This is a genomic window from Rhodococcus tukisamuensis NBRC 100609 (assembly GCF_001894985.1).
Classification (GTDB): domain Bacteria; phylum Actinomycetota; class Actinomycetes; order Mycobacteriales; family Mycobacteriaceae; genus Rhodococcus_G; species Rhodococcus_G tukisamuensis.
Genome location: NZ_BCXG01000001.1, coordinates 21,299 through 45,277 on the forward strand (window position 1 = coordinate 21,299; position 23,979 = coordinate 45,277).

Annotated in this window: 18 protein-coding genes and 1 pseudogene; 15 read left to right on the forward strand and 4 right to left on the reverse strand. The window is 70.2% G+C overall.

Features of this window, described 5'->3' with window-relative positions:
• Nucleotides 1-29: 29 nt before the first annotated feature.
• From RT2_RS00105 to RT2_RS00140, 8 genes are all read left to right on the forward strand, one after another.
• Nucleotides 30-377 carry a GntR family transcriptional regulator gene (locus RT2_RS00105; protein WP_072842494.1) on the forward strand — a complete coding sequence of 116 codons (348 nt, stop codon included), beginning with the start codon at nucleotides 30-32 and terminating at the stop codon, nucleotides 375-377.
• Complete coding sequence (locus RT2_RS00110) at nucleotides 374-1,378, forward strand: hypothetical protein (protein WP_072842495.1); 1,005 nt, start codon at nucleotides 374-376, stop codon at nucleotides 1,376-1,378. The genes RT2_RS00105 and RT2_RS00110 overlap by 4 nt, the downstream gene beginning before the upstream one ends.
• Nucleotides 1,379-1,466: 88 nt before the next feature.
• Nucleotides 1,467-2,258: an HAD-IIA family hydrolase gene (locus RT2_RS00115; protein WP_072842808.1), complete on the forward strand. Its 792-nt coding sequence runs from the start codon at nucleotides 1,467-1,469 to the stop codon at nucleotides 2,256-2,258.
• A 204-nt stretch (nucleotides 2,259-2,462) separates the two neighbouring features.
• Nucleotides 2,463-2,933, forward strand: a complete 471-nt coding sequence (locus RT2_RS00120; RefSeq protein ID WP_072842809.1) for a DUF6764 family protein — start codon at nucleotides 2,463-2,465, stop codon at nucleotides 2,931-2,933.
• Nucleotides 2,934-3,178: 245 nt separating this feature from the next.
• Nucleotides 3,179-4,804, forward strand: coding sequence for a chaperonin GroEL (groL, locus tag RT2_RS00125; protein ID WP_072842496.1), 1,626 nt, complete (start codon nucleotides 3,179-3,181; stop codon nucleotides 4,802-4,804).
• 301 nt (nucleotides 4,805-5,105) lie between these two features.
• A complete protein-coding gene (locus RT2_RS00130) occupies nucleotides 5,106-6,149 on the forward strand; it encodes an alpha/beta hydrolase (protein ID WP_072842497.1) in 1,044 nt (347 codons plus the stop codon).
• A 127-nt stretch (nucleotides 6,150-6,276) separates the two neighbouring features.
• Complete coding sequence (locus RT2_RS00135; RefSeq protein ID WP_072842498.1) at nucleotides 6,277-6,981, forward strand: TetR/AcrR family transcriptional regulator; 705 nt, start codon at nucleotides 6,277-6,279, stop codon at nucleotides 6,979-6,981.
• 161 nt (nucleotides 6,982-7,142) lie between these two features.
• Nucleotides 7,143-8,477, forward strand: a complete 1,335-nt coding sequence (locus RT2_RS00140) for an anaerobic C4-dicarboxylate transporter family protein (RefSeq protein ID WP_072842499.1) — start codon at nucleotides 7,143-7,145, stop codon at nucleotides 8,475-8,477.
• A gap of 20 nt (nucleotides 8,478-8,497) precedes the next feature.
• Here the strand turns inward: RT2_RS00140 and RT2_RS00145 are convergent, their stop codons facing one another.
• A complete protein-coding gene (locus RT2_RS00145) occupies nucleotides 8,498-9,610 on the reverse strand; it encodes an N-formylglutamate amidohydrolase (protein WP_072842500.1) in 1,113 nt (370 codons plus the stop codon).
• A 46-nt stretch (nucleotides 9,611-9,656) separates the two neighbouring features.
• Between RT2_RS00145 and RT2_RS00150 the strand changes: the two genes are divergently transcribed.
• Together RT2_RS00150 and RT2_RS00155 are read left to right on the forward strand one after the other, a co-directional pair.
• Complete coding sequence (locus RT2_RS00150) at nucleotides 9,657-10,490, forward strand: alpha/beta hydrolase family protein (RefSeq protein WP_072842501.1); 834 nt, start codon at nucleotides 9,657-9,659, stop codon at nucleotides 10,488-10,490.
• A 12-nt stretch (nucleotides 10,491-10,502) separates the two neighbouring features.
• Nucleotides 10,503-12,899 carry a serine/threonine-protein kinase gene (locus tag RT2_RS00155; protein WP_072842502.1) on the forward strand — a complete coding sequence of 799 codons (2,397 nt, stop codon included), beginning with the start codon at nucleotides 10,503-10,505 and terminating at the stop codon, nucleotides 12,897-12,899.
• Nucleotides 12,900-13,135: 236 nt separating this feature from the next.
• Here RT2_RS00155 and RT2_RS26245 read toward each other — a convergent pair.
• A pseudogene (locus RT2_RS26245) lies at nucleotides 13,136-13,324 on the reverse strand (three-helix bundle dimerization domain-containing protein); the annotation flags it as partial.
• Nucleotides 13,325-13,495: 171 nt separating this feature from the next.
• Between RT2_RS26245 and RT2_RS00165 the strand changes: the two are divergent.
• The 4 genes from RT2_RS00165 (at nucleotide 13,496) to RT2_RS00180 (ending at nucleotide 19,367) form a co-directional block, all read left to right on the forward strand.
• A complete protein-coding gene (locus RT2_RS00165) occupies nucleotides 13,496-13,894 on the forward strand; it encodes a DUF7144 family membrane protein (protein WP_072842810.1) in 399 nt (132 codons plus the stop codon).
• Nucleotides 13,895-14,008: 114 nt separating this feature from the next.
• Nucleotides 14,009-14,824, forward strand: a complete 816-nt coding sequence (gene ppk2 / locus RT2_RS00170; protein ID WP_072842503.1) for a polyphosphate kinase 2 — start codon at nucleotides 14,009-14,011, stop codon at nucleotides 14,822-14,824.
• A gap of 28 nt (nucleotides 14,825-14,852) precedes the next feature.
• On the forward strand, nucleotides 14,853-17,648 hold the full coding sequence (locus RT2_RS00175) for a cation-translocating P-type ATPase (RefSeq protein WP_083576973.1): 2,796 nt from the start codon (nucleotides 14,853-14,855) through the stop codon (nucleotides 17,646-17,648).
• A 9-nt stretch (nucleotides 17,649-17,657) separates the two neighbouring features.
• The gene (locus tag RT2_RS00180) at nucleotides 17,658-19,367 is read left to right on the forward strand and encodes a SulP family inorganic anion transporter (RefSeq protein WP_072842504.1); all 1,710 of its coding nucleotides are present in this window, start codon (nucleotides 17,658-17,660) and stop codon (nucleotides 19,365-19,367) included.
• A 21-nt stretch (nucleotides 19,368-19,388) separates the two neighbouring features.
• Here the strand turns inward: RT2_RS00180 and RT2_RS00185 are convergent, their stop codons facing one another.
• Nucleotides 19,389-20,747 (reverse strand): diacylglycerol/lipid kinase family protein, encoded by a 1,359-nt coding sequence (locus tag RT2_RS00185; RefSeq protein ID WP_072842505.1) that lies wholly within the window; start codon nucleotides 20,745-20,747, stop codon nucleotides 19,389-19,391.
• 136 nt (nucleotides 20,748-20,883) lie between these two features.
• Complete coding sequence (locus tag RT2_RS00190) at nucleotides 20,884-22,911, reverse strand: prolyl oligopeptidase family serine peptidase (protein ID WP_072842506.1); 2,028 nt, start codon at nucleotides 22,909-22,911, stop codon at nucleotides 20,884-20,886.
• A gap of 36 nt (nucleotides 22,912-22,947) precedes the next feature.
• Between RT2_RS00190 and RT2_RS00195 the strand changes: the two genes are divergently transcribed.
• Nucleotides 22,948-23,934 (forward strand): dipeptidase, encoded by a 987-nt coding sequence (locus RT2_RS00195; protein WP_072842507.1) that lies wholly within the window; start codon nucleotides 22,948-22,950, stop codon nucleotides 23,932-23,934.
• Nucleotides 23,935-23,979: the final 45 nt, after the last annotated feature.

Sequence of the window (23,979 nt, forward strand, 5' to 3'; positions counted from 1 at the left end):
ATTAAGGCTAGAACTATAGTGTGATTGTCGTGCTCATCCGCATAGACCAGTCCGCGGCCACACCGCTCTTCGAGCAGGTGGCCGCGAGTGTCCGTCGTGCCATTGCCGACGGTTCCGCCGCTCCCGGTGAACGCCTGCCCGGCGCCCGGGACCTCGCCGCCTCGCTGGACCTCAACGTGCACACCGTGCTGCGCGGGTACCAGTTGCTGCGCGACGAGGGCCTGATCGATCTGAGGCGCGGGCGCGGCGCGGTGGTCGCCGCCGGTGCCACGCGGGGCCGGCTGCAGGAGGCGGTCCGGGAACTGGTCGCCGAGGCGCGCCGGCACGGGATGAGCGCACCCGAACTCATGGAGCTCGTAGACAAGGAGATGGCATGACCACATCGGCATCGGCCACGCAGCGGGTCTCGTGGCCGCGCGCGCTGGCCGCGGCGCTGGTGCCGCCCGTCGTCGTCGCGGCGGGCGCGTCCGCGGTGATCGCGGGGGCGGCGGGGGAGCTCCCCGACCCGGTCGCGGTGCACTTCGGCGTCGATCTGAAGGCCGACGGCTTCGCCGCGCTCGACACGGTCCGGTGGGCCCCGCTGCTCGGGGTGGCGGTCGCCGCGCTGCTCGTCGTCATCCAGCTCGCGATCACCCGGCGGGACGAGCGCACGGCTCGGGTCGCGGTCACGCTCGGCGCCGGGGTCGGCGGCTTCGTCGCCGCACTGGCCGCGTCGACCGTCCTGCCTCAGCGTGGGCTCACCGATGCCGCGCAGGCTTCGGCGGGTCTCGGCGCGATGCTGCTGGCCGCGGTCGTCGGGCTGGCTGCCGCGGGTGCCGGTTACGCGGCGATGCCCAGGCCGCGTGCGGCCGCGGCCGTCGCGCCGCCGCCGGTCGACGCGCCACGAATTCCCTTGGGCGACACCGAACAGGTCAGTTGGTCCGGCTCGGCCGTCATGCCTTGGTGGCTGGCCGTCGTGGCGGTGCTGGTGCCGATGGCCGTGGTGCTGGTCGTCGCGGGCTTCTCAGTCGGCTCGATGTGGCTGGTGCTCGGTCTGGTGGCCCTGGCCGCGTTGTTGACGGCACTGCTGCTCGCCCCGGTGCGGGTGGTCGTCGACGCCCACGGGCTGCAAGCCCGGTCTCCGGTCGCGGTCAGGCGGATCCGGATCCCGCTGGCGGAGGTCGCCGAGGCGGAGGCCGTCCGGGTGGGCCTGATCAACGGGTTCGGCAGCTTCGGCTACCGCGTCGGTCCCGCCGGCACCGGGCTGATCGTGCGCCCGGGCGCGGCGCTGCGGGTGACCCGCGGCGACGGCTCCCGGTTCACGGTGACCGTCGACGGCGCCGACCAGGCGGCGGCGGTGCTCAACGCGCTGGCCGCGCAGGGGCGCGTCCCGCACTGACGCCCGCGGCCGGCGAGGCGTCGTCTGCCGCTTGCCGGACCCGGGCGCGGGGGACATGGTGGAACCGGGCGTCGGAAGGGGTGTCGCGATGACCGGCAACGGGGAACTCGAGGGCGTGCTGTTCGACATCGACGGGGTGCTGGTCACCTCGTGGCGGCCGCTCGCCGGCGCCGCCGCGGCGCTGGACGCGGTCCGGGACCGCGGGCTCGGACGCGCCTTCCTCACCAACACCACCTCCCGCACCCGGGCGGAGATCGCCCGCGCGCTGCGGGACTGCGGCCTGGCGGTGCGCGACGAGGAGATCGTCACCGCGGCCGCGCTCACCGCGCAGTACCTGCGCCGCACCCATCCCGGGGCGCGCTGCCTGCTCGTCAACCACGGCGACATCGCCGCGGACCTGGCCGACATCGAACTCGACGACCGGCGCCCCGAGGTGGTGGTGCTCGGCGGTGCCGGGCCGGAGTTCGACCACCGCACGCTGAGCCGGGTGGTGGAGCTGATGCAGGACGGGGTCCCGGTGGTCGCGATGCAGGGTGGCCTGACCTGGGCGACGGACGACGGCCTGCGCATTGACACCGGCGCCTACCTGCCCGGGCTGGAGGCGGCAGGCGGCGCGGCCGTGACGGTGATCGGCAAGCCGGAGGCGGCCGGGTTCGTCGCGGCCGCCGAGTTGACGGGCAGCGAGGTCGGGCGCACCGTGATGATCGGCGACGACCTGCGCAGCGACGTGCTGGCCGCACAGTCCGCCGGACTGACCGGAATCCTGGTGCGGACCGGCAAGTTCCGGCCCGCGGTTCTCGAGGCCGCGCCCGCCGCCCCGGACCACATCCTCGACTCGGTGGCGGACCTGCCCGCGCTGCTGGACGAGCTGTCCGGCTGACGGGATTGCGTGCCCGGACGCGACGTGCGCGGCCGGCCTTGCGGGTCCGCCGCAAACCGCAACGAAATCGATACCCGGCGCGCGGAAAGTTTGGGTACCGTCGCCCACGTGTGCGCCGGAGCGCCGGCGCAGCAGACCGAACACTTCTGAAGGAGATCCGTGCCGACTTCGTTCCGCAACCGTTCCCTGTTCCGTTCCCTCGTCATGCGGGCCGGAGCGTCGATGGCGGTCGGGGCCGCGATCGTGGGAGGTGTCGTCGTCGCCGGTTCGGGCGTCGCGTCCGCCGCGCAGGTCAACTGCGTGTCGCCGCCGTCCGCGAACGACATCCGGGTGATCGGCGACGCGAGTTGCGGCGCGACCGCCACCGGCACCGGGATCGCCAACTCCGGCGCGACCGACAGCGGTACCGCGGTCAGCGTGTCCGACGGCGGTTCGGCGACCACCTTCGCCACCGGCTTCGGCGTCGCGCTGGCCGGGTCGAAGGGCGCCGGGCAGTCCTACGCGTACTCCATCGGCGGCGGCATCTCGCGTGCGCACGCGGAGAACGGGCAGACCACCGTCGCCCTCGCCGGCTGGGGCAGCGGAGCCACCGCCCAGGCCGACGGGGTCAACTGCGTGGGTCCGCTCTCCTTCGCGATCAACCTGAACACGGGTGCGGCCTGCGCGATGCGCTAGTCCCGGCGTCGCCGGTTCGGTGCCCGTGACCTTGCACTCGCCACCCCCGAGTGCTAAAAATGCACTTGGCACTCGCGACACGTGAGTGCCAGGTCGGGACGGTGAGACTGGGATCCATCGACACCCCTGGTCGTCCGTCGCGGGCACCGAGCCTGGCCATTGCGCAGACATCGCCCTGCGTGAAATGAGACGACCCGACGAGCGGTCGCCTTGTGTGTCACCCCAATCCGGAGGATCACTTCGCAATGGCAAAGATCATCGCGTTCGACGAAGAGGCCCGTCGCGGTCTCGAGCGAGGCCTCAACGCCCTCGCCGACGCTGTCAAGGTGACGTTGGGCCCCAAGGGTCGCAATGTCGTGCTCGAGAAGAAGTGGGGTGCCCCCACGATCACCAACGACGGTGTGTCCATCGCCAAGGAGATCGAGCTCGACGATCCCTACGAGAAGATCGGCGCCGAGCTCGTCAAGGAGGTCGCCAAGAAGACGGACGACGTCGCTGGCGACGGCACCACCACCGCCACCGTGCTCGCCCAGGCTCTCGTCCGTGAGGGTCTGCGCAACGTTGCCGCGGGAGCCAACCCGCTCGGCCTCAAGCGCGGCATCGAGAAGGCCGTCGAGGCCGTCACCGTCCGCCTGCTCGACACCGCCAAGGAGATCGACACCAAGGAGCAGATCGCTGCTACCGCTGGTATCTCCGCAGGCGACTCGTCCATCGGTGAGCTCATCGCCGAGGCCATGGACAAGGTCGGCAAGGAAGGCGTCATCACGGTCGAGGAGTCCAACACCTTCGGCCTGCAGCTCGAGCTCACCGAGGGCATGCGCTTCGACAAGGGCTACATCTCGGCGTACTTCGCCACCGATGCAGAGCGTCAGGAAGCCGTCCTCGAGGACGCGTACATCCTGCTCGTGAGCTCCAAGATCTCCACCGTCAAGGACCTGCTGCCGCTGCTGGAGAAGGTCATCCAGTCCGGCAAGCCGTTGGTCATCATCGCCGAGGACGTCGAGGGCGAAGCCCTGTCCACGCTGGTGGTCAACAAGATCCGTGGCACCTTCAAGTCCGTGGCCGTCAAGGCCCCCGGCTTCGGTGACCGTCGCAAGGCGCAGCTCGCCGACATCGCCATCCTCACGGGTGGCGAGGTCATCAGCGAAGAGGTCGGCCTCTCCCTCGAGACCGCCGGACTCGAGCTGCTCGGCCAGGCCCGCAAGGTCGTCATCACCAAGGACGAGACCACCATCGTCGAGGGTGCCGGCGACGCCGACGCCATCGCCGGTCGCGTCAACCAGATCCGCGCCGAGATCGAGGCGTCGGACTCGGACTACGACCGCGAGAAGCTGCAGGAGCGCCTGGCCAAGCTGGCCGGTGGCGTTGCAGTGATCAAGGCCGGAGCCGCGACCGAGGTCGAGCTCAAGGAGCGCAAGCACCGCATCGAAGATGCCGTGCGCAACGCCAAGGCTGCCGTCGAGGAGGGCATCGTCGCCGGCGGCGGCGTGGCCCTGCTGCAGGCCGCTCCGGCTCTCGACGACCTCAAGCTCGAGGGCGACGAGGCCACCGGCGCGAACATCGTGCGCGTTGCGCTCGAGGCTCCGCTCAAGCAGATCGCGTTCAACGCGGGCCTCGAGCCCGGTGTTGTCGCCGAGAAGGTGCGCAACCTGCCCGCCGGCCACGGCCTCAACGCCGCGACCAACGAGTACGGCGACCTGCTCGCCGCCGGCATCAACGACCCGGTCAAGGTCACCCGCTCGGCGCTGCAGAACGCGGCTTCCATCGCGGCCCTGTTCCTGACCACCGAGGCCGTTGTCGCCGACAAGCCCGAGAAGGCCGGTGCGCCCGCGGGCGACCCGACCGGTGGCATGGGCGGCATGGACTTCTGAGTCCGTTCCCTCACGTCCGGGGCCCGGGTCGCCTGTTCTGCAGGCTGCCCGGGCCCCGTCGTGTCGGTGGGCCGAGTCGGCCCGGATTGTGACATTGTCGATCCGAGGCCGCTGGACCTGCGCCAATGGTCAAGGAATTGACCATTTTCTCGAATCGCTGGACACCGCGGCGCCGCGCGGGTGAAACTATCGGCGCGAGAGCTCACAACGGTTCCCCTGCAGAGCGGCGGGAACCGTTGGTGCTGTATACAGAGTTATCGAGTAGCTACTCAACGAAAAGTCGACAGTCAAGGTGGGACGTATGCCCAAGTTTGGACGATCCGGTCGAGCAGGTCGGATCGCGGCCGCAGTGGCCGCTCTGACGATTCTGCCGCTCGTTGGCGGCGGCCTCGCCCAGGCCGCGCCGACCTCGGCCACCTCGCCCGAGACCGCCGCGGCGAAGTCCGGCAACGGCTCGTACCTCGTCCGGATCGAGGGCAGCGGCCGTCAGCAGACCGCCTACGTCTACTCGAAGTCGATGGACAAGACCATCCCGCTCAAGCTCCAGCGCCCCGTCGACACGTCCAAGCCGGCCCCCACCCTGTACCTGCTCAACGGTGCCGGCGGCGGCGAGGACAGCGCGACCTGGCAGAAGCGCACCGACATCGCCGACTTCTTCAAGGACAAGGAAGTCAACGTGGTCACCCCCGTCGGTGGCGCGTTCAGCTACTACACCGACTGGGTGAAGACCGACCCCAAGCTCGGTAACAACAAGTGGACGACGTTCCTCACCCAGGAACTGCCCCCCATCATCGACGCCGGGCTCAAGACCAACGGCGTGAACTCGCTGGCGGGCATCTCCATGGCCGGCACCTCGGTGCTCAACCTCGCCATCGCCGCACCGAAGCTGTACAAGAGCGTCGGGGCCTACAGCGGTTGCGCCGAGACCAGCACCCCGGCCGGCCAGGCCTACATCGACATGGTCGTCGACTCGCGCGGCGGCGGCAACCTCGACAACATGTGGGGACCGAAGGACGGCCCGCTGTGGGTCGAGAACGACCCGGTCGTCAATGCGGAGAAGCTGCGCGGCATCGAGATGTACATCTCCACCGGCAACGGCCTGCCCGGCCCGCACGACACCATCGAGAAGACCGGCGGAATGTCGGGTCTCGCCAACCAGGTCGTCGTCGGCGGCATCATCGAGGGTGCGACCCTGCTGTGCACCAACAACCTGTCCAAGCGTCTCGGCCAGCTCGGCATCCCGGCGGTCGTCGACTTCCGCCCGAACGGCACCCACTCGTGGGGCTACTGGCAGGACGACCTGCACAAGTCCTGGCCGATGCTGGCCCGCACGATCGGCCTGTGACACCGAGTCACTGAGCCGCTGAGTTCGACAAGGCGCCGATCCCGCACCGCGGGGTCGGCGCCTTCGTCGTCGGGGTCCGCGAAACCGAAGTTTCAAATCTGACGCCGGATTCAGGTATACCTGTGGGATGGACTCCACCCCGACCGTCGACGGCACCCACGACGAGGACGACACTCGCCCGCCGCCGATGGCGCCACCGGCGCTGCTCCGCGACCCGCCGGCGACCAGGCGCGGCGTGAAGACCCGGGCCGCGCTCGTGACGGCCGCACGGACGGTCTTCGAACGCGACGGCTACCTCGACACCCGCCTCGCCGACATCGCGCGGGAGGCCGGCTGCGCGACCGGGTCCTTCTACACCTACTTCGCGAGCAAGGAGGAGGTGTTCGCGGCCGTCCTCGCGGAGGCGCAGGAGGACATGATGCATCCCGGCATGGGCCGGGTGCACGGCACCGACGACCCGTACGCGGTGCTCGAGGCGAGCAACAGGGCCTACCTCGAGGCCTACCGGCGCAACGCGAAGCTGATGGGGCTGCTCGAGCAGGTGGCGCACGTGGACCCGGTGTTCCGGAAGTTCCGCACCCGGCGGGCGGAGGCGTTCGTCCGACGGAACGCGCGCGGCATCGCGGACCTGCAGGCCCGCGGGATCGCCGACGCGGGCATCGACCCGTTGGTCGCCTCGCGCGCCCTCTCCGGCATGGTGAGCAGGCTCGCCTTCGGCGTCCTCGTGCTCGGCGACGGGCAGGACGACGATGAACCCCTCGACTTCGAGACGTTGGTGTCGGCGACCACCCGGCTGTGGGCGAACGCGCTGCGCTTCCCGCCCCGTGACTGACCCGATCACCCCCGTGACGGGCCCGCCCACCAGACTCGTGGCCGCCCCGGAGCGTCGCGGCGCAACTCCCCGGCAAAATCCCTAGGCATGCGTAACATCCCGCACATCCGCGGGTAAGGCCGGCACGGTCGCTGCCCGACGTCGAGGCAAGGTGGTTGCGTGTGGATTCGGTGAAGATCGTCCTGGAGTTGATCGTGGTGCTCGGCGCCATCGTCATGGGCACCCGGTCGAGCGGCGTCGCGCTCGGACTCTGGGGCGGCGCGGGCGTCGCCGTGCTGGTGTTCGTGTTCGGGGAGGACGTCGGCAGCCCGCCGGTCGACGCGCTGCTGATCATCCTGTCCGTGGTCCTCGCATCGTCGATGATGCAGGTCGCCGGTGGCATCGACTGGATGGTGACGATCGCTGCGGACCTGATCGCCAAGCGGCCCAAGCAGATCACGCTGATCGCGCCGCTGGTCTCGTTCCTGTTCTCGGTCGGCGCCGGCACCTCCAACATCCTGTACCCGCTGCTGCCGGTCATCTACGACGCGTCCTACCGCAACGGGATCCGCCCGTCCCGCCCGCTGTCGCTGTCGGTGGTCGCGACCGGCGTCGCGCTCGCCTGTAGTCCCGTCTCCGCGGCAATGGCCGCCATGGTGACCCTCACCGACGTGGCGCCGTACAACTTCGAGCTGATCGACATCATCATGATCACGCTGCCCGCCGCGGTCATCGGAATCATCCTGTCCTCGATCGTCGTCAACCGGCTCGGCAAGGACATCGAGGACGACCCGGAGATCCAGGCGCGCATCGCCTCCGGCGCAATCGCCGCCCCGTCCGGCGGCATGAGCACGGTGGAACTCAAGTCGTCCACGGCGGGTCGAAACGCCGCCCTGATCTTCCTGCTCGGCGTCGCCGCGATCGTGGTGTTCGGTCTGTTCAAGGGAATTCGTCCGGAGGCCGCCGACGGATCGCCGATGGGCATGACGCCGATCATCGAGATGATCATGTTCCTCGTCGGCACCCTGATCCTGCTGGTGAGCCGGCCCAACGTCGCCGACGTACCCACCTCGTCGGTGTTCAAGGCCGGCATGGTCTCGGCCATCGCCCTTTTCGGCCTGGCCTGGCTGACCGACACCTTCATCAGCGCCCACCTCGAGCTGATCACCAGCACCGTGGGTGACTGGGTCAACGCGTGGCCGTGGATCTTCGCGCTCGGCGTGTTCCTGGTCTGCGTGCTCACCACCAGCCAGTCGACGGCCACCCGGACGATCGTGCCCATCGGCCTGGCCGCGGGGCTGGCGCCCGGACTGCTCACCGGCATGTGGGCCGGCGCCTTCGCCGGTATCTACCTGCTGCCCACCAACGGATCACAGATCGCGGCCGCCAACTTCGACGAGTCGGGCAGCACCAAGCTCGGTACCAAGCTGGTCGACCACTCGTTCTTCGTGCCGACACTCGTCCTCGCGGTCACCACGATCACCGCGGGTTCGCTGATCGGGCTGCTGCTCGGCTGAGCGGTGCGTGGTGTCGCTCGTCAGCCGCGGTCGCGGTAGGCATCCCAGCTGGCCTGGCAGGCCCGCGCCAGTTGGTCGACGCGTTCGGGGTCGGGCTCGGGCCAGTCCACCCCGGGCGCCTGCAGTTGCGCGGTCAGTGCCGGGCCGAGCAGGAACTCGCGACGGAACTCGGCCTGCACCGCACCGAGCGCCACCCCGGCCGCCGCCGCCCGCGGGCCCAGCGCCCGCAAACGTGCACCGGCAGAGATGATCTCCTGGCTGCCGAGGTACGGCTGGTTCAGCGCGACCGCGTCCGGCTCGGTCACCGCGAACCCCGTGCGGTGGGCCGCGGCCAGTGCGCGCAGCGCGGCCGGGTCCATGCTCACCGGGTTGTCCTCGCGGGGCTCGCCCGCATGGTCGCCGCGGTTCGACAGCGCCACCACGTTCGGCAGTCGGTCGGCCGGGGCACGTTCGACGTTCACCGCACCGTCGCGGGTGGTGGTGTGGTTCATGGTGTCGTGGAAGGAGAGCGTGTTGAACTCGACGGCCTCGCCGGTGCGCCCGGCCTTGTCGAAGGCGAGCTCGACCATCCGGTCGACCAGGCGATCGCGCGTCCGCTCGTACACGCCCAGCCCGCGCTCGGCCACCTCGGCGAACGTCTCGGCCAGTCGGCGCAGTCCGGCGTCGTCGGCCGGTTCGCGCAACAGCGGGAAGAAGGAGAAGGTGACCGGCCGGATGGCGTCCACCCCGGTCAGGTCCACCCTGTTCCAGGCGCCGGCCGCGCGGACCCGGGCGAACGCCTCCCGCAGGGTCTCGTAGAGGTCCGCCGGCTCGGCCCGGTTCGGGTCCCTCAACATCCGCGGGTGCGGGTTCTCGACGTACACGATCCGCGGGTCGAGTTGAGCCCACCGCCGCACCACCGGGGCGGTCGAGCAGTCGGAGAAGTCGAACTGCAGCCGGCGGGTGAACTCGGGCGCCAGGAACTCGGACAGCTCGGCCGGGATGGCGGCACCCGAGTGGGGGCAGCTGACCAGCAGATCGGCCTCGGCCAGCGCGTCGTCGAGGCTTCGGTGCTCCGGGTCGGCGTAGAAGGTCAGGTCGTCGGGCGTGTACCTGGTCCCGACGGGCAGGAGCAGCGGATCAGCGGGTGCCATGGGCGGAACACTATCGGCCGGGCCGCCGAGGGGAGAGTATTGACGCGTGGAGACCATTCCGATTCAGGTTCCGGACGGTACGACGATCCCGGTGCGGCTCTTCCCGGGCCGTGAAGAGGCGCCGGTGGTGGTGATCTTCCCCGGGCTCGGGGTGCCGGGCGGCTTCTACGACCCGGTGGCGCAGGCCCTGGTGGACCGCGGATTCAACGCGGCCGTCGGTGAGCTGCGAGGCCAGGGCGACAGCCGGCCGCGGCCCGGACCGGACAGCGGGTACGGCTACCAGGAGTTGGCGTCGGTGGACTTCCCGGCGACCTTCGAGGTGGTGCGCGAGCGGTTCCCCGCCAGCACGCCGTACCTGCTCGGGCACAGCATGGGCGGTCAGCTGGGGGTGATGTACGCGGCGCGGGCGCGGGGCAAGCTGGGCGGGCTGATCCTGGTGGCGTCGGGCTCGCCGTACCACCGCGGCCACGGCCCGGTCCGCGGTGCGGGCCTGCTGCTGGGGTCGGCGGCGATGTCGGTGACCGCGAACGTCGCCGGCTTCTGGCCGGGGGACCGGCTCGACGTCGGCGGATTCGGAAGGCAGTCGCGGGTGCTCGTCTCGGACTGGTCGCGGTTCGCACGCACCGGCGCCATCGAACCGGCGGGCGCGGACATCGACTACGAGGAACGCATCGCGCGGCTCGCGCTGCCGGTCCTGTCGATCTCCGTCGAGGACGACGACCTGGCACCGAAACCCGCGATCGCGAACCTGGTCCGCAAGCTGCCGAAGGCGGATCTCACCACCTGGCACCAGCCCGAGCCGTTGGGGCACAACGGCTGGATTCGCAAGCCGGACACCACCGTAGACCGGATTGAACAGTGGCTGCACGACCGGTCCTGACCGCGAGCCACCATGGACAGGCCGGCGCCGCACCAGGGTGACGCGACCGTCGTCGCCGGTCCGCCCCCGACGCTCGGCCCGGACAACGGGCCGTCGTCCACCGAGCCGCGGGGCATCCGGTCGCGGGGGAGCGGTCCGAACACCGGGTTCGTCGTCGACACCGGCGTGGGGCGACTCGTCGCGCACTGGGAGGAGTCCGGCGCGCCGTCCGACCTGACCGACTACCTGCCGGACGCCGACGCGGTCCGTCGCGCCGCGCTGGTGGAACTGATCATGGTCGACCTGGCCTACCGGTGGCTGCGCGCGCACCGGCCGAAGCGGATCGCGGACTACTGCCTCGAGTTCCCGGAGCTGCTGGCCGCGCCGCTGCCGCCGGAGCTCGTTTACGAGGAGTACCGGGTACGGCGCCTGAGCGGCGAGGCCGTCGACCCCGACGAGTACGACGCGGAGTTTCCGCTGCAGGCCGAACGCTTCGAGTGGCTGCGCGAACACGACCCGCGGAGCGTGGGAGCGGGCGGGCTCGACCTGCCGGGCAGCGAGGACCTCGCGGTGGGTCATCGCCTGGACGACTTCGACCTGGTGACCGAGCTCGGCCATGGCGCGTTCGCCCGGGTGTTCCTGGCCCGGCAACGCTCCATGCAGCGCTGGGTGGCGCTCAAGATCTCCCGCAACGTCGGCACCGAGGCGCAGACCTTGGCCCAGCTCGACCACCCGTACATCGTCCGGGTCTTCGACCAGCGGGTCCTCGAGGACCGGCAGCTGCGGATGCTGTTCATGGAGTACGTGCCCGGCGGCACCCTGCTGGACGTGCTGCGACTGGTCCGCGATACCCCGCCGGAGCACCGGAGCGGGCGGCTTCTGCTCGACTCGATCGACGGCGTCCTCGCCCGTAAGGGGGAGATGAGGCCGGCCGACTCCGGCATCCGAACCGAGATCGCCGCGTTGTCCTGGCCGGAGACTGTCGCCTGGATCGGGTTGCGGTTGGCGGAGGCACTGGACTACGCCAGCGACCGCGGGGTGCTGCACCGCGACATCAAGCCCGCGAACGTGCTGCTCACCGTCGAGGGCGAGCCCAAGCTGGCCGACTTCAACGTCAGTTCCAGCGCCGAGGTGGACGTGCCCGGCGGCGGCTCGGTGATGGCCGGTTCCGTCGCCTACATGTCGCCGGAGCAGTTGGCCGCCGTCAGCGCGCCGGAGGCGGCCGCCGTCGCCCGGATCGACACCCGCAGTGACATCTACGCGCTCGGCGTGATGCTGTGGGAGTTGCTCACGGGCTCGAGGCCCTTTGTCGACGCCCGGTCTGGCGAGTCACCCGCGGTGCTGCTCGAGCGGCGGCGCCGTGGCGTGGACGACGCGAGGCAGTCGTCGCTCCCCGCGGACTGCCCGGCCGCGCTGCGACGAGTCCTGCTCTTCTCGCTCGCGCCCGACCCGGCCGACCGTTGGTCGAGTGGACGCAAGCTGGCCCGGCAGTTCGCGCTGTGCCTGGACCCGCACGCCCGCGACCTGGTCGACCCGCCGCCGGCGAGCAGACGCGCGAGGATGTGGCGGTGGGCGCTGCCCGTCATGATCGCCGCGATCGGCATCCCGAACCTGCTGGCGGCGGGCTACAACTACTACTACAACAGGGAACTCATCGTCTCGGGGCTGTCCGTGCCGGCGCAGCACTATCTCGAGCAGGTGCACCTGGTGATCGGGGCGCTGGCGTTCCCACTCGGGGCGCTGTTGATCCTCTCGTGGTGTCGGCTCGCGCTCACCGTGCCGCGCGGGGTGCGGGAGGGCCGCAGCTACGGACCCGTGGTGCTCGGCCGGGCGCGCGCGGCGACGCTGAACATGGGGCACCGCGCGGTCGTGGTCAGCTTTGCGCTGTGGATGGTGGCCGGGATCGTCTACCCGATCGCCCTGCAGGTCGCGGCCGGCGGCATCCCACTCGGGGCGTACACGCACCTGATCACGTCGTTGGTGGTGTGCGGGGCGGTCGCGGTCGCCTACCCCTTCTTCATCGTGACGTACTACGCGGTCCGGTGCCTGTACCCGATCCTGTTGTCGCACGGCGAGATCCGCAGTGACGACGGTCGCGACATCCGGACCCTGCGCCTCGTCAGCACCCGCTACCTGGCGGTGGCGGCGTCGGTGCCGCTGGTCGGGGTCGCGGGACTCAGTTTCGTCGGAGCGGGTCCGGGCAGCACCGTGAACATGACGGTCCGCGTGCTGTGCCTGGGCGGCATCCTCGCCTTCATCGGGGTCTACCAGTTGTTCCGCCGGATCGACTCGGACCTGCGGGCCCTGGCGCGGGTGGCCACCTTCGGGGTGCCGTCGGGCGCGGTGCCCGGCCACGGCCGGCCCCGGACGTCGCAGCAGTCGCCTTCTTCGCCGCCCTCGATGTCGGGCAGCGGGTCGTCGCCACCGTAGTCTCGGCGTCGGGGCGATGCGGCCCAACGGTTCTTGTGGCCTCAGAAGCGGCCGCGGATCATCAGATCGGGGCCCCGCGGTCAGCCGAGGGACGGAACTGCAGCGGGTGCAGACGGAACTGCAGCGGGTGCAGACGGAACTGCAGCGGGTGCAGACGGCACCGCCAAGGGAGCAGACGGAACTGGAGCGGGTGCAGACGGCACCGCCGTAGGCGCCGCTGTCCCTCGCGACATCTGGTCGGCGATGTCGCGTCGGGCCGCCTTCTCGACGAGAAGGGGCACGTAGTCGCGGATCCTTCCGTTCTCGAAGCGCGCGTGAATGCTGCGCACCGTGTGCTCGATGTCAACCGGTGAGACGGACGGGTATCGAGTGGTCAAGCGCTTGATGACTTGTTCGACTTGGAGCAATTCGTCGTCGCCGGTCATCGATTCATCGTCTGCTCCGCAGGAGCCGTGGTCAAGGACCGAAATGGATTCGGAAACATCACGATTCGGGGCGTCGACGTCGAATGCCTGCATTCGCGACCGACACCGGCGCAATCGGCGCAGAATGGTCGCAGGCGGGTCACTCTGCCCGCCGCAGGAAAGGGGACGGTCATGTCGGACCCAACATCGACAAAGCGGAGCGTTGCGGCGGGAACGTCGATCGGGGCGGCCGCCATCATGGTGACTGTCGGTATCCTCCAGCTGTTCCAAGGCATTGCCGCGGTTGCCAAGGACCAAGTGTTCGTGGTTGGGCTGGACTACGTGTACAAGTTCGACCTCACCACGTGGGGCTGGATTCACATCGGTCTGGGCGTCGTGGTCGCGGCGGTCGGGCTTGCGCTGTTCACCGGGGCGGACTGGGCGCGGGTGTGCGCGGTGGTGGTCGCGGCGATCTCGATTCTCGCGAATTTCATGTGGTTGCCGTACTACCCCTGGTGGTCGGTGCTCATCATCGCACTCGACGTCGTCGTCATCTGGGCCGTCTCGACCTGGGATCCGGATCGCGCCTGACCACGCCGCCGAAAGTGGCGACGTTCGCTCTGCCTGAGCGTGCGGCGAGTCGACTGGGCGAGCCCGGTCGACTCGCCGCCATGGCGTCGCGCGACTGAGGGGAGTACCCGTTCGATGACGGACAATCCGACGACGGGCAAGCCGATGAAGAACGGCAAGCCGATGAAGAACAAGGAGTATCGCCACCACCTCGAGCCGCTGCACGCCGAACTCGTCGCCTTGCAGGAGTGGGTGAAGGCGTCCGGCGCGAAGATCTGCGTCGTGTTCGAGGGGCGCGACACCGCGGGGAAGGGCGGGGTCATCAAGGCGATCACCGAGCGGGTGAGCCCGCGGGTGTTCCGGGTCGTCGCGCTGCCGGCCCCCACCGAGCGGGAGAAGACGCAGATGTACGTGCAGCGGTACGTGCCGCACCTGCCGGCGGGCGGCGAGATCGTCATCTTCGACCGCAGTTGGTACAACCGCGCCGGTGTCGAACGCGTGATGGGTTTCTGCACGGAGGAGCAGGCTCACCAGTTCCTCGAGCTCATCCCGACGGTCGAGCGCGCGATCGTGGAATCGGGAGTCATCCTGCTGAAGTACTGGCTGGAGGTGAGCGAGGAGGAGCAGACTCGTCGCCTGCAGAGCCGGATCGACGACCCCCGGAAGATCTGGAAGCTCTCGGACCTCGACCTGAAGTCGTACAGCCGCTGGTACGACTACTCGCGGGCCCGGGACGAGATGATCCACTTCACCGACACCGGTTGGGCGCCCTGGTTCGTCGCGGTCAACGACGACAAGAAACGTGGACGTCTCAACATCATCAGTCACCTGCTGAGCCAGATTCCCTACGAGCCACTGCAGCGCCCCGACATCACCCTGCCGGAGCGGCAGGATGCCGACGGCTACGAGCCGCCGAAGCTACCACTGCACTGGATTCCGACTCCCTACTGAGGGTCCGAGCAGGGAAGGACGAGCGGCCATGGCGACGATGGAACCCGCGCCGGACGGGGCACACACCGGCCCGACCACGCAGGCCCGCACGGACTGGCACGCCCGGGACGCCGAGACCGTGGTGTCCGCACTCGCCACCGATCCGCAGTCGGGTCTGACGGCGGGCGAGGTGGACGAACGGCGCCGGCAGTACGGGCCCAACGTCATTGCCGCCGAGCCGGCGCCGTCGACGTGGTCGATCGCGCTGGTGCAGCTGAGGGATCCGATGAACCTGATGCTGGTCGCGGTGGCCGTGCTCAGCGTCGTCATCGGGGAGATCCCGACGGCGATCGTGGTCGCGGTGCTCGTCGGGCTCAACGTGGTGCTGGGCACCAGGCAGGAGGTGAAGGCACGCGCCAGCGTGGACGCGCTGGCGAAGATGCAGACGCCGCAGGGGCGGGTGATCCGCGGCGGAACGCTGATCCAGCTCGACGCCACCGAACTCGTGCCGGGCGACGTGGTGCAGCTCGAGGCGGGCGACATCGTGCCCGCGGACGGCCGCCTGCTCACCTCGGCCACCCTGGAGACCCAGGAGGCGGCACTCACCGGCGAGAGCGCTCCTGTCGCAAAGGATCCGCAGACGCTCGCCGCCGCCGACGTCCCGCTCGGCGACCGCAGCAACATGGCCTTCCAGAACACCTCGGTCACCCGCGGCACCGCCACCATGGTGGTCACCGAGACGGGCATGCACACCCAGATGGGTCAGATCGCGTCGATGCTCTCGGCGGTGGCGCCGAGCAGGTCTCCGCTGCAGCGGGAACTGGACTCGCTGACCAAGGTGCTCGGCGTCATCGCGTGGACGGCGGTGGCGACCATCGTGGTCATCGGGATGATCCGGGGACAGGACGTCACGACGCTTCTGCTGCTGGGCATTTCGATGGGGGTGTCCGCGATCCCGACCGGCATGCCGACGTTTGTCCAGGCGATGCTGGCCTACGGCGCGCGGCAGTTGGCCGATGCGAAGGCCGTCGTGAAGAACCTGACGGATGTCGAGACGCTCGGCGCGACCAGCGCGATCAACTCGGACAAGACCGGCACCCTGACGATGAACCAGATGACCGTGCGGTCGCTGTACTTCCACGGCCGGTGGTACACGGTCGAGGGTGAGGGCTACGCCAAGTCCGGGAAGATCACCCAGGTGGCGGGCGAGCCGGTCCCGGACTTCACGCTGCTGGCGTACGGGCTGTGTCTCGACAGCGACGCCACCGTCTCCGACACCGGCGAGGTCGTCGGCGACCCGACCGAGGCCGCGCTGGTGGTGCTCGCGGCGAAGATCGGCGTCGACGCCCCGCGCACGCGGCGGACCTACCCGCGCGTCGCCACGGTGCCGTTCGACTCCGCGTACAAGTTCATGGCGACCTTCCACCACCTCCAGGTCGACGGCGGCACCCAGTTCGTGGAACTGGTCAAGGGCGGACCCGACGTGGTCCTGGCCAGGTGCACGACCGCCTTCCGGCCGGGCCGGCAGACGGTCCCGCTCGACGAGGTCCGGGAGGAACTGGCGGCGGCGAACCGGACCATGTCCGAGAAGGGGCTTCGCGTGCTGGCGTTCGCCGCCCGCCGACTCGACGGGAGCGAGGACGCCGCGGCGGCCGACCCCATGTCGTTGGTCGACGACCTCACGTTCGTCGGCATGGTCGGCATCATCGACCCGCTGCGGCCGGAGGCGATCGAAGCGGTGCGCATCGCGCACGAGGCGGGCATCGCCGTTCGGATGATCACCGGCGACCACGCGATCACCGCATCCGCGATCGGCGCCGAGCTCGGCCTCGGACCCGGCGCGATCGGCGGCCCAGAACTCCAGGCCATGACCGACGAGGAACTGTCGGCGGCCCTGCCCGAACTGCACGTGTTCGGACGCGTCACTCCACAGGACAAACTGCGGCTGGCCGACATCATGCAGAAGGACGGCGCCGTCGTCGCGATGACGGGGGACGCCGTCAACGACGCCGCCGCGCTGAAGAAGGCCGACATCGGCGTGGCCATGGGCTCGGGCAGCGAAGTCACCAAACAGGCGGGCAAGATGGTGCTCACCGACGACAACTTCGGGACCCTGATCACAGCAATTCGCCTGGGCCGCAACATCTACGAGAAGATCGTGTCGTACATCCGGTACCAGATGTCGAAACTCTTCTCGCTGGTTCTGCTGTTCCTCGTCGCGAGCATCTTCAACATCAACGACGGGGTCGCACTCACGCCGCTGATGGTGCTCTTCCAGCACTTCTTCATCACCCTGTTCCCGGTGGCCGTCATCATGCTCGACCCAGCGCCGCCGGACCTGATGAACAAGCCGCCTCGCGACCGCGCGATGCCGATCGCGAACCGGCCGGCGTTTGTCCAGTGGTTGGCGTACGGGGTGCTGCAGTTCGCGCTCACGCTTGCCGCGATGCTCCTCGCCCCGGGCGAGATGAGCACGACCGAGGCGAACGTCCCCATGACGACGGCCTTCGTGGTGCTCTCGCTCGGTTCCGTCCTCGGGGGGCTCGCCATGCGGCGCGACCCGGAATCCGGACTCGTCCCTCCCGTCCTCGGCGCGCTCAAGATCCTGTCGGTCCCGATCGTCGTCACGGTGTTCGCGGTCGAGATCGGCTTCCTCCAGGACCTCCTGATGACGACGTCGTTGACGGGAGATCAGTGGCTCGCCTGCCTCGGCTGGTCGCTGATCGTCCCGATCGTCGTGGAGGCGGACAAGGCGCTGCGGCGTCGGCGTCGCCGCCGCGCGGCGCCGCTCCCGCCGATCCCCGCCGAGGTCGCCGTCGACCCGCAACGGGCCCGCGCCCGCTGACCGCGAACCATGTCCTGGCGAGAAGGTCTGGGCAGGTTGCCCGGGGTCGTGACGGCCCGGGGGTACCGCCGTGAGTGGCTGCGCGCCGACGTCACTGCCGGCCTCGTCCTCACCGCCCTGCTGATCCCCGCCGGGATGGGGTACGCCGAGGCCGCCGGGTTGCCCGCGTACGCCGGCCTCTACGCCACCATCGTGCCGCTCCTCGCGTACGCGCTGGTGGGGCCGTCGAAGATTCTCGTGCTCGGCCCGGACTCGTCGCTGGCACCGCTCATCGCCGCCGCGGTGCTGCCGTTGGCGGTGACCGGGGACCCCGACGAGGCGCTCGCCCTCGCCGGCGTGCTGGCCGTCCTCGTCGGGCTCATCCTCCTCGTCGGCGGGTTCCTGAATCTCGGCTTCGTCACCGAGCTGCTCTCGAAGCCCATCCGGCTCGGATACCTCAACGCGATCGCGCTCATCGTCGTGGTCGGTCAGCTGCCCAAGCTGCTCGGGATCTCGGTCGACGCGTCCGGGGTGCTCGGCGAGATCGCGGAGATCGGGCAGGCCGTGGTCGGCGGGGAGGTCGATCCCCTCGCCGCCGCGGTCGGCATCGGCTCGCTGGCCGTCATCGTCGGGTTCCGGGTGTGGCTCCCCGCAGTGCCCGGGGTGCTGGTGGCCGTGGTCGGGGCGATCGTGCTGTCCGCCTCGGCGGGACTCACCGACGACATCGGGATGGTCGGTGCGCTGCCGAAGGGGTTGCCGCTGCCGACCGTCGGCGGTGTCGACTGGCAGGACGTCGGGCACCTGATCGGGCCCGCGGCCGGTATCGCCCTGATCGCGTTCGCAGACAGCGGCGTGCTCTCGCGCACCTTCGCCGCCCGGCACGGGGAGGACGTGAACGGCAGCACCGAGATGAAGGCGATCGGGGTCGCCAACGTGGCCGGCGGGCTGTTCGGCGGCTTCCCGATCTCGGCGAGCGGGTCCCGGACCCCGGTGGCCGAACAGAGCGGCGCCCGCACCCAACTGGCCGGCGTCGTCGGCGCCCTCGCGGTACTGCTGTTCGTGCTCGTCGCGCCCGGGGTCACCGCCTACCTACCCGATGCCACCCTCGGGGCCGTGGTGATCGTCGCGGCCACGGCGCTGGTCGACGTGCGCGGCATGGTCCGGATGTGGCGCATGAGCACCGTGGAGTTCGGCCTCGCGGCGGCGGCGTTCCTCGGGGTGGCGCTGGTGGGCGTGCTGCAGGGCATCCTCGTGGCGATCGGGCTGTCGTTCGTCGCGGTGGTCGCGCAGGCCTGGCAGCCGTACCGCACCGAACTCGTCGAGACGACGGACCGCCCGGGCTTCCACGACGTCGTGCGGCACCCCTCCGGGGACCGCATCCCCGGACTGGTGCTGGTGCGGTTCGACGCGCCACTCTTCTTCGCGAACGGCCAGATATTCGACGAGTACGTGCGGTCGGTGGTGGCGAAGGCCCCGACCCCGGTCGAGTGGGTGGTCGTCGCGGCCGAGCCGATCACCGGACTCGACACCACCGCCGTCGACGAACTCGTCGACCTCGACACGTACCTGGAGGGCAACGGGATCCGGTTGGCGTTCGCCGAGATGAAGGGCCCGGTCAAGGACCGGCTCATCCGGTTCGGGCTGGGCGAGAGGTTCGACGCGACGCACTTCTACCCCACCGTCGAGGCCGCCGTGAGCGACTTCCGGGCTCGCAGCCCCGGGCACTCGGCCGACAGCTGACGGCCGGCGCGACCGGGAGGTTCAGCCGCCCGACCCGGATCGGGAGCCGGCGCGAGGCCGGGACGCGATCTGCCACAGTCGAACCCAGTCGAAGGCAGGCGCGGAGGTACGCACCCCGGGTCGCGTCCTGGGAACCTGTACCCGCAGGGCGCCGGGTTCGACGGTGCACCGCACCGGGGTACGGAGCAGCAGGGATTCGCCGTCGACCCCCACCGGGATCTCCGGGGTGTCGGCGTCGACGACCACCTCGGCCGCCGTCAGCTGCGTCAGACCCTGAACTCGGGTGCGGCGCAGCAGGCCGACCGCCTGGCGCGTGTTCGTCACCGTCAGCGCGACCGCACCGAGGACGCCGCGGTCGAGACGGTCCCGGTGGCTCAGTCCCGCGAGGTCGCTGTTGCCGTAGGGGTTGTTGCTCACCAGGACCGCCTGCGGTCCGGTCACCACCGTGTCGCCGATTCGCGCGACGAGTCGAGGCCCGGTGTGTCCGGTGAGCAGATCCGGGAGCAGCCCCAGCACGGTGCCCGTCTTGTCGTCCCGGTAGGCGGGGCTTCGGACGATTTCGGCGTAGACGCCGAACGAGGCGTTGTTGACGAAGGTGCGGCCGTTGATGGTGCCGAGGTCGACGCGAAGCTCGACGCCGTCCCGGATCGCGTCCAGTGAACGGGTCGGATCGGTGCGGTCGAGGCCGAGGTCCATCGCGAAGTGGTTGCGGGTTCCGGCGCTGATCACCAGGAACGGCAGTCGGTGTTCGGCGGCGACCGCTGCCACCAGCGCCTGGGTCCCGTCCCCGCCCGCCACCCCCAGCAGGTCGGCGCCGTCGGCCACCGCCTGGCGCGCCAGCGCGGTGACGTCGACAATGCCGGGTCCCTCGAGCAGCGCGACCTCGGCGCCCAGTTCCTCGGCCCGGCGCACCAGGTCGAACTTGGCGACCTTCCCCCCGCCGGAATGCGGGTTCATGATCAGGAACGGGTGTTGTGGTGGCGGCGCGGGCAACTCCGGCATGGCGGCCTCCGAGCGTCCGCCGCGCAGGGCGGCGCGGGCGCACACGAGGGACAGCAGCCCCAGCGCGTACGCGACCAGCACCTCCAGCAGCAGGCCGGCGCGGACGAACATGGCCAGGACGGCGATCGGTGCGAGCACCGCCACGCCCAGGGAGATCCACCTCGCCGCCCCGCGGCGGGTGAGGAACCAGTACAGGGCGGCCACCGTGACCACCACACCGCCGACCCCGACGACGACCAACCCCACCGTGCCCAGTAATCCGGCGGACAGCACGGGCACCGCCGCCGCGCCGAACGCACACACCAGCGCCGCCCACGCCCACCAGCGCCGGGCGCCGTCCCCGGTGACCACCTGTTCGACCGACGGATACTCGGACATCTGATCGGGCCTTCCCGGCGGAGGTGCGACTTGCCGTCTGGTTCATCATCCACCCGGAGGGGGACGATCACAGCGGTATTGCCGACGCCCCGGAACGTAGCCGGCGTCTACTGACACCGCCGCGAGGCCGGAGACGTCAGGACGCCAGCTGCCGCCACAGGAACTCGTAGGTCAGCGCGGACTTGAACGCCTGCTGCGCGTTGTCCGCGGCGCCGCCGTGCCCGCCCTCGATGTTCTCGTGGTACCAGACCGGATGGCCCTGTTCCTCGAGCAGCGCGGCCATCTTCCGCGCGTGCCCGGGGTGCACCCGGTCGTCACGCGTCGAGGTGGCGATCAGGACCGGCGGGTAGGCGCGGTCCGGGTCGGTGTTCTGGTACGGCGAGTACTGCGAGATGAACTCCCACTCGGCCGGGTCGTCGGGGTCGCCGTACTCGGCCATCCAGGACGCGCCGGCCAGCAGCAGATGGTAGCGCCGCATGTCCAGCAGCGGCACCTGGCACACGATGGCACCGAAGAGTTCGGGGTACCGCGTGAGCATGACGCCCATCAGCAGCCCGCCGTTGCTGCCGCCGTGTGCTCCGAGTTGCGCGGCGGTGGTGATCCCGCGCGCGACCAGGTCGCGCGCGACCGCGGCGAAGTCCTCGAATGCCTTGTGTCGACCGGCCTTGAGCGCCTGGGTGTGCCAATCGGGGCCGTATTCGCCGCCGCCGCGGATGTTCGCGACCACGTAGGTGCCGCCGCGCTCGAGCCAGCCCAGGCCCAGGGCGCCGCTGTAGCCCGGCACCATCGAGTTCTCGAAGCCGCCGTAGCCGTACAGCAGGGTCGGCCCGGCCGGGGCGCCGTCGCGGCGGACCGTGAAGTACGGGACCGACGTGCCGTCGTCGGACGTGGCGAAGTGCTGTGTGACGGTGAGAGATTCGGCGTCGAAGAAGGTCGGCGCCTGCTTGAGCGACTCGACGGGCTCGCCGACGTAGCCGTGCAGCAGCGTGGCGGGCGTGGTGTACCCGCTGGAGTTGAGGAAGTACTCGTCGCTCTCGACCGGATCGACGTCGAGGACGTCGGTGGCGTTGAGCGCGGGCAGGCCCTCGAACGGCACGTCGGACCAGCCGTCGGGGTGCGGGGTGAGCACCCGCATCCGGGTCTGCACGTCCCGCAGGGTCACCAGCAGCAGGTGGTGGCGCGTCCAGACGGACTGCTCGAGTGAGGTGTGCGCGTCGGGTTCGAAGAGCACCGTCAGCTCCCGCGACCCCGCCAGGTAGTCGTCGTACCGCGCGGCCAGCAGTGTGCCCGAGGCGAATTCAAGATCCCCGACGGTCCAGGGGGAGCGGGTGCGGACCAGCAGCCACTCGCGGTGCACCGACAGCCCGGCGTCCTCGGGCGTATCGATCCGGACCAGGTCGCCGTCGCCCCGCAGTTCGAAGCGCTGTGAGGAGTAGAAGTCGACGGCGCGGTCGACGAAGTCCCGCTCGAAGCCGGGCGTGCGGTCGTGCCAGGCGGACACCGCCACGTCGGTCTGCTTGCCCTCGTAGACGGGCACCGCCTCGTCGACCGGGGTGCCGCGGCGCCAGCGTGCGGACACCCGCGGGTACCCGGAGTCGGTGAGGGAGCCGTCGCCGGTGTCGGTGCCGACGAACACGGTGTCGATGTCGATCCAGTCGACGTCGGACTTGGCCTCGGGCAGGAAGAAACCGCCCTCCTCGGGCGTCACGAACTCGCGTCGAACCAGGTCGAACTCGCGGATCACGGCGGCGTCGGCGCCGCCGCGCGAGAGGCTGATCAGGGCTCGGGTCTCGTCGGGCCGCAGTACCTGCGAGGAGGTCCACACCCAGTTCTCGCCCTCGGCCTCGGCCAGCGCGTCGAGGTCGCACAGCACGTCCCAACGCGGTGCCGCGGTGCGGTACTCGTCCATGGTGGTGCGCCGCCACAGCCCCCGCACGTGCGTACCGTCGCGCCAGAAGTTGTAGAGGAACTCGCCACGGCGGCGGACGTACGGGATCCGGGCGTCGGTGTCGAGCACCGCCCGGATCCGCTCCCGCAACCCGGCGAACTCGGCGTCGTCGGCGAATTCGGCGACGGTGCGGGCGTTGCGGGCGCGCACCCAGTCCAGGGCGGCGTCGCCGGTGACATCCTCGAGCCAGAGATACGGGTCGGTCATGTCGGACATTCTTGCAGTATCGGGCGATCGGCTAGCGTTCGGCGAATGACCGCGCCGAGCTATCCACTCTGGGAGCAGCACTGCTGCCTGCCGCTGCAGCCGAGCGCCTCGATCGGGGAGTTGCTGCGGTACCGCCGGCCGGCGGGCAGTTACCTCTCGGTCAACGTGGGGTACGCGCCGCAGTCGCTCGCCGAGGCGACCGGCATCGCCGAGAGCTTCCGGGACCAGGCGCGGGAGTACGACGCCGTCGAGCCGATTGCCACCCTCGCGGACGTGGACGCCGTGCGCGCCGGCGGTGGGATCGCGCTGGCCTTCGACCTCGAGGACTCCAACCCCCTGGACGGTGACCCGGCCAACCTCGCGCACTTCTACCGGCTGGGGGTGCGCTCGATGCTGCCCACCTACAACCACGCCAACGCGGCGGGCTGCGGGTGCCTCGACGCCACCGACACCGGACTGACCGGGTACGGCCGCGACCTGGTCCGCGAGATGAACGCGGTCGGGATGATGGTCGACGGCTCGCACTGCTCGGTCCGGACCGGTCTGGACCTGGCCGAGACCACGACGCGGCCGATGATCTACAGCCACTCCAACCTGCGCCGGCTGTGGGAGCACCCCCGCAACATCACCGACGAGCAGGCCCGCACCTGCGCCGAGACCGGCGGGGTGATCGGGATCAACGGTGTCGGCATCTTCCTCGGCGTCAACGGCCCGGACGACCACGCGCGCCGGCTGTCCGCGATGGCCGACCACATCGAGGCCGCCGTCGACCTGGTCGGCGTCGAACACGTCGGGATCGGGTCCGACTACTCGTTCGACCACGAGGACTTCCTAGTTGAGATCGCCACCCACTCGGAGTCCTTCTCCGCGGCGTACACCGCGTGGGGCCCGCTGCAGTGGGTGCCGCCGGAGGACACCCTGACCCTGGACCGGGTGCTGCGCGAGCGGGGGTTCGACGAGCCCGCGATCGAGGCCGTGTACGGCGGCAACTTTGCCCGCGTGGCCGCACAGGTGTGGTCTACCGGCGGGTAAGGAGACCGTCTCGGGACAGCGAATCGGGGCGGGACTACCCTGATG

What these genes read in the sequence shown, in the direction of transcription:
- RT2_RS00110 (WP_072842495.1), top strand. Translation starts at nt 374, where the DNA reads ATGACCACATCGGCATCGGCCACGCAGCGGGTCTCGTGGCCGCGCGCG.
- RT2_RS00115 (WP_072842808.1), top strand. Translation starts at nt 1,467, where the DNA reads ATGACCGGCAACGGGGAACTCGAGGGCGTGCTGTTCGACATCGACGGG.
- RT2_RS00120 (WP_072842809.1), top strand. Translation starts at nt 2,463, where the DNA reads ATGCGGGCCGGAGCGTCGATGGCGGTCGGGGCCGCGATCGTGGGAGGT.
- groL (WP_072842496.1), top strand. Translation starts at nt 3,179, where the DNA reads ATGGCAAAGATCATCGCGTTCGACGAAGAGGCCCGTCGCGGTCTCGAG.
- RT2_RS00130 (WP_072842497.1), top strand. Translation starts at nt 5,106, where the DNA reads ATGCCCAAGTTTGGACGATCCGGTCGAGCAGGTCGGATCGCGGCCGCA.
- RT2_RS00135 (WP_072842498.1), top strand. Translation starts at nt 6,277, where the DNA reads ATGGACTCCACCCCGACCGTCGACGGCACCCACGACGAGGACGACACT.
- RT2_RS00145 (WP_072842500.1), bottom strand. Translation starts at nt 9,610, where the DNA reads ATGGCACCCGCTGATCCGCTGCTCCTGCCCGTCGGGACCAGGTACACG.
- RT2_RS00155 (WP_072842502.1), top strand. Translation starts at nt 10,503, where the DNA reads ATGGACAGGCCGGCGCCGCACCAGGGTGACGCGACCGTCGTCGCCGGT.
- RT2_RS00165 (WP_072842810.1), top strand. Translation starts at nt 13,496, where the DNA reads ATGTCGGACCCAACATCGACAAAGCGGAGCGTTGCGGCGGGAACGTCG.
- ppk2 (WP_072842503.1), top strand. Translation starts at nt 14,009, where the DNA reads ATGACGGACAATCCGACGACGGGCAAGCCGATGAAGAACGGCAAGCCG.
- RT2_RS00175 (WP_083576973.1), top strand. Translation starts at nt 14,853, where the DNA reads ATGGCGACGATGGAACCCGCGCCGGACGGGGCACACACCGGCCCGACC.
- RT2_RS00180 (WP_072842504.1), top strand. Translation starts at nt 17,658, where the DNA reads ATGTCCTGGCGAGAAGGTCTGGGCAGGTTGCCCGGGGTCGTGACGGCC.
- RT2_RS00185 (WP_072842505.1), bottom strand. Translation starts at nt 20,747, where the DNA reads ATGTCCGAGTATCCGTCGGTCGAACAGGTGGTCACCGGGGACGGCGCC.
- RT2_RS00190 (WP_072842506.1), bottom strand. Translation starts at nt 22,911, where the DNA reads ATGTCCGACATGACCGACCCGTATCTCTGGCTCGAGGATGTCACCGGC.
- RT2_RS00195 (WP_072842507.1), top strand. Translation starts at nt 22,948, where the DNA reads ATGACCGCGCCGAGCTATCCACTCTGGGAGCAGCACTGCTGCCTGCCG.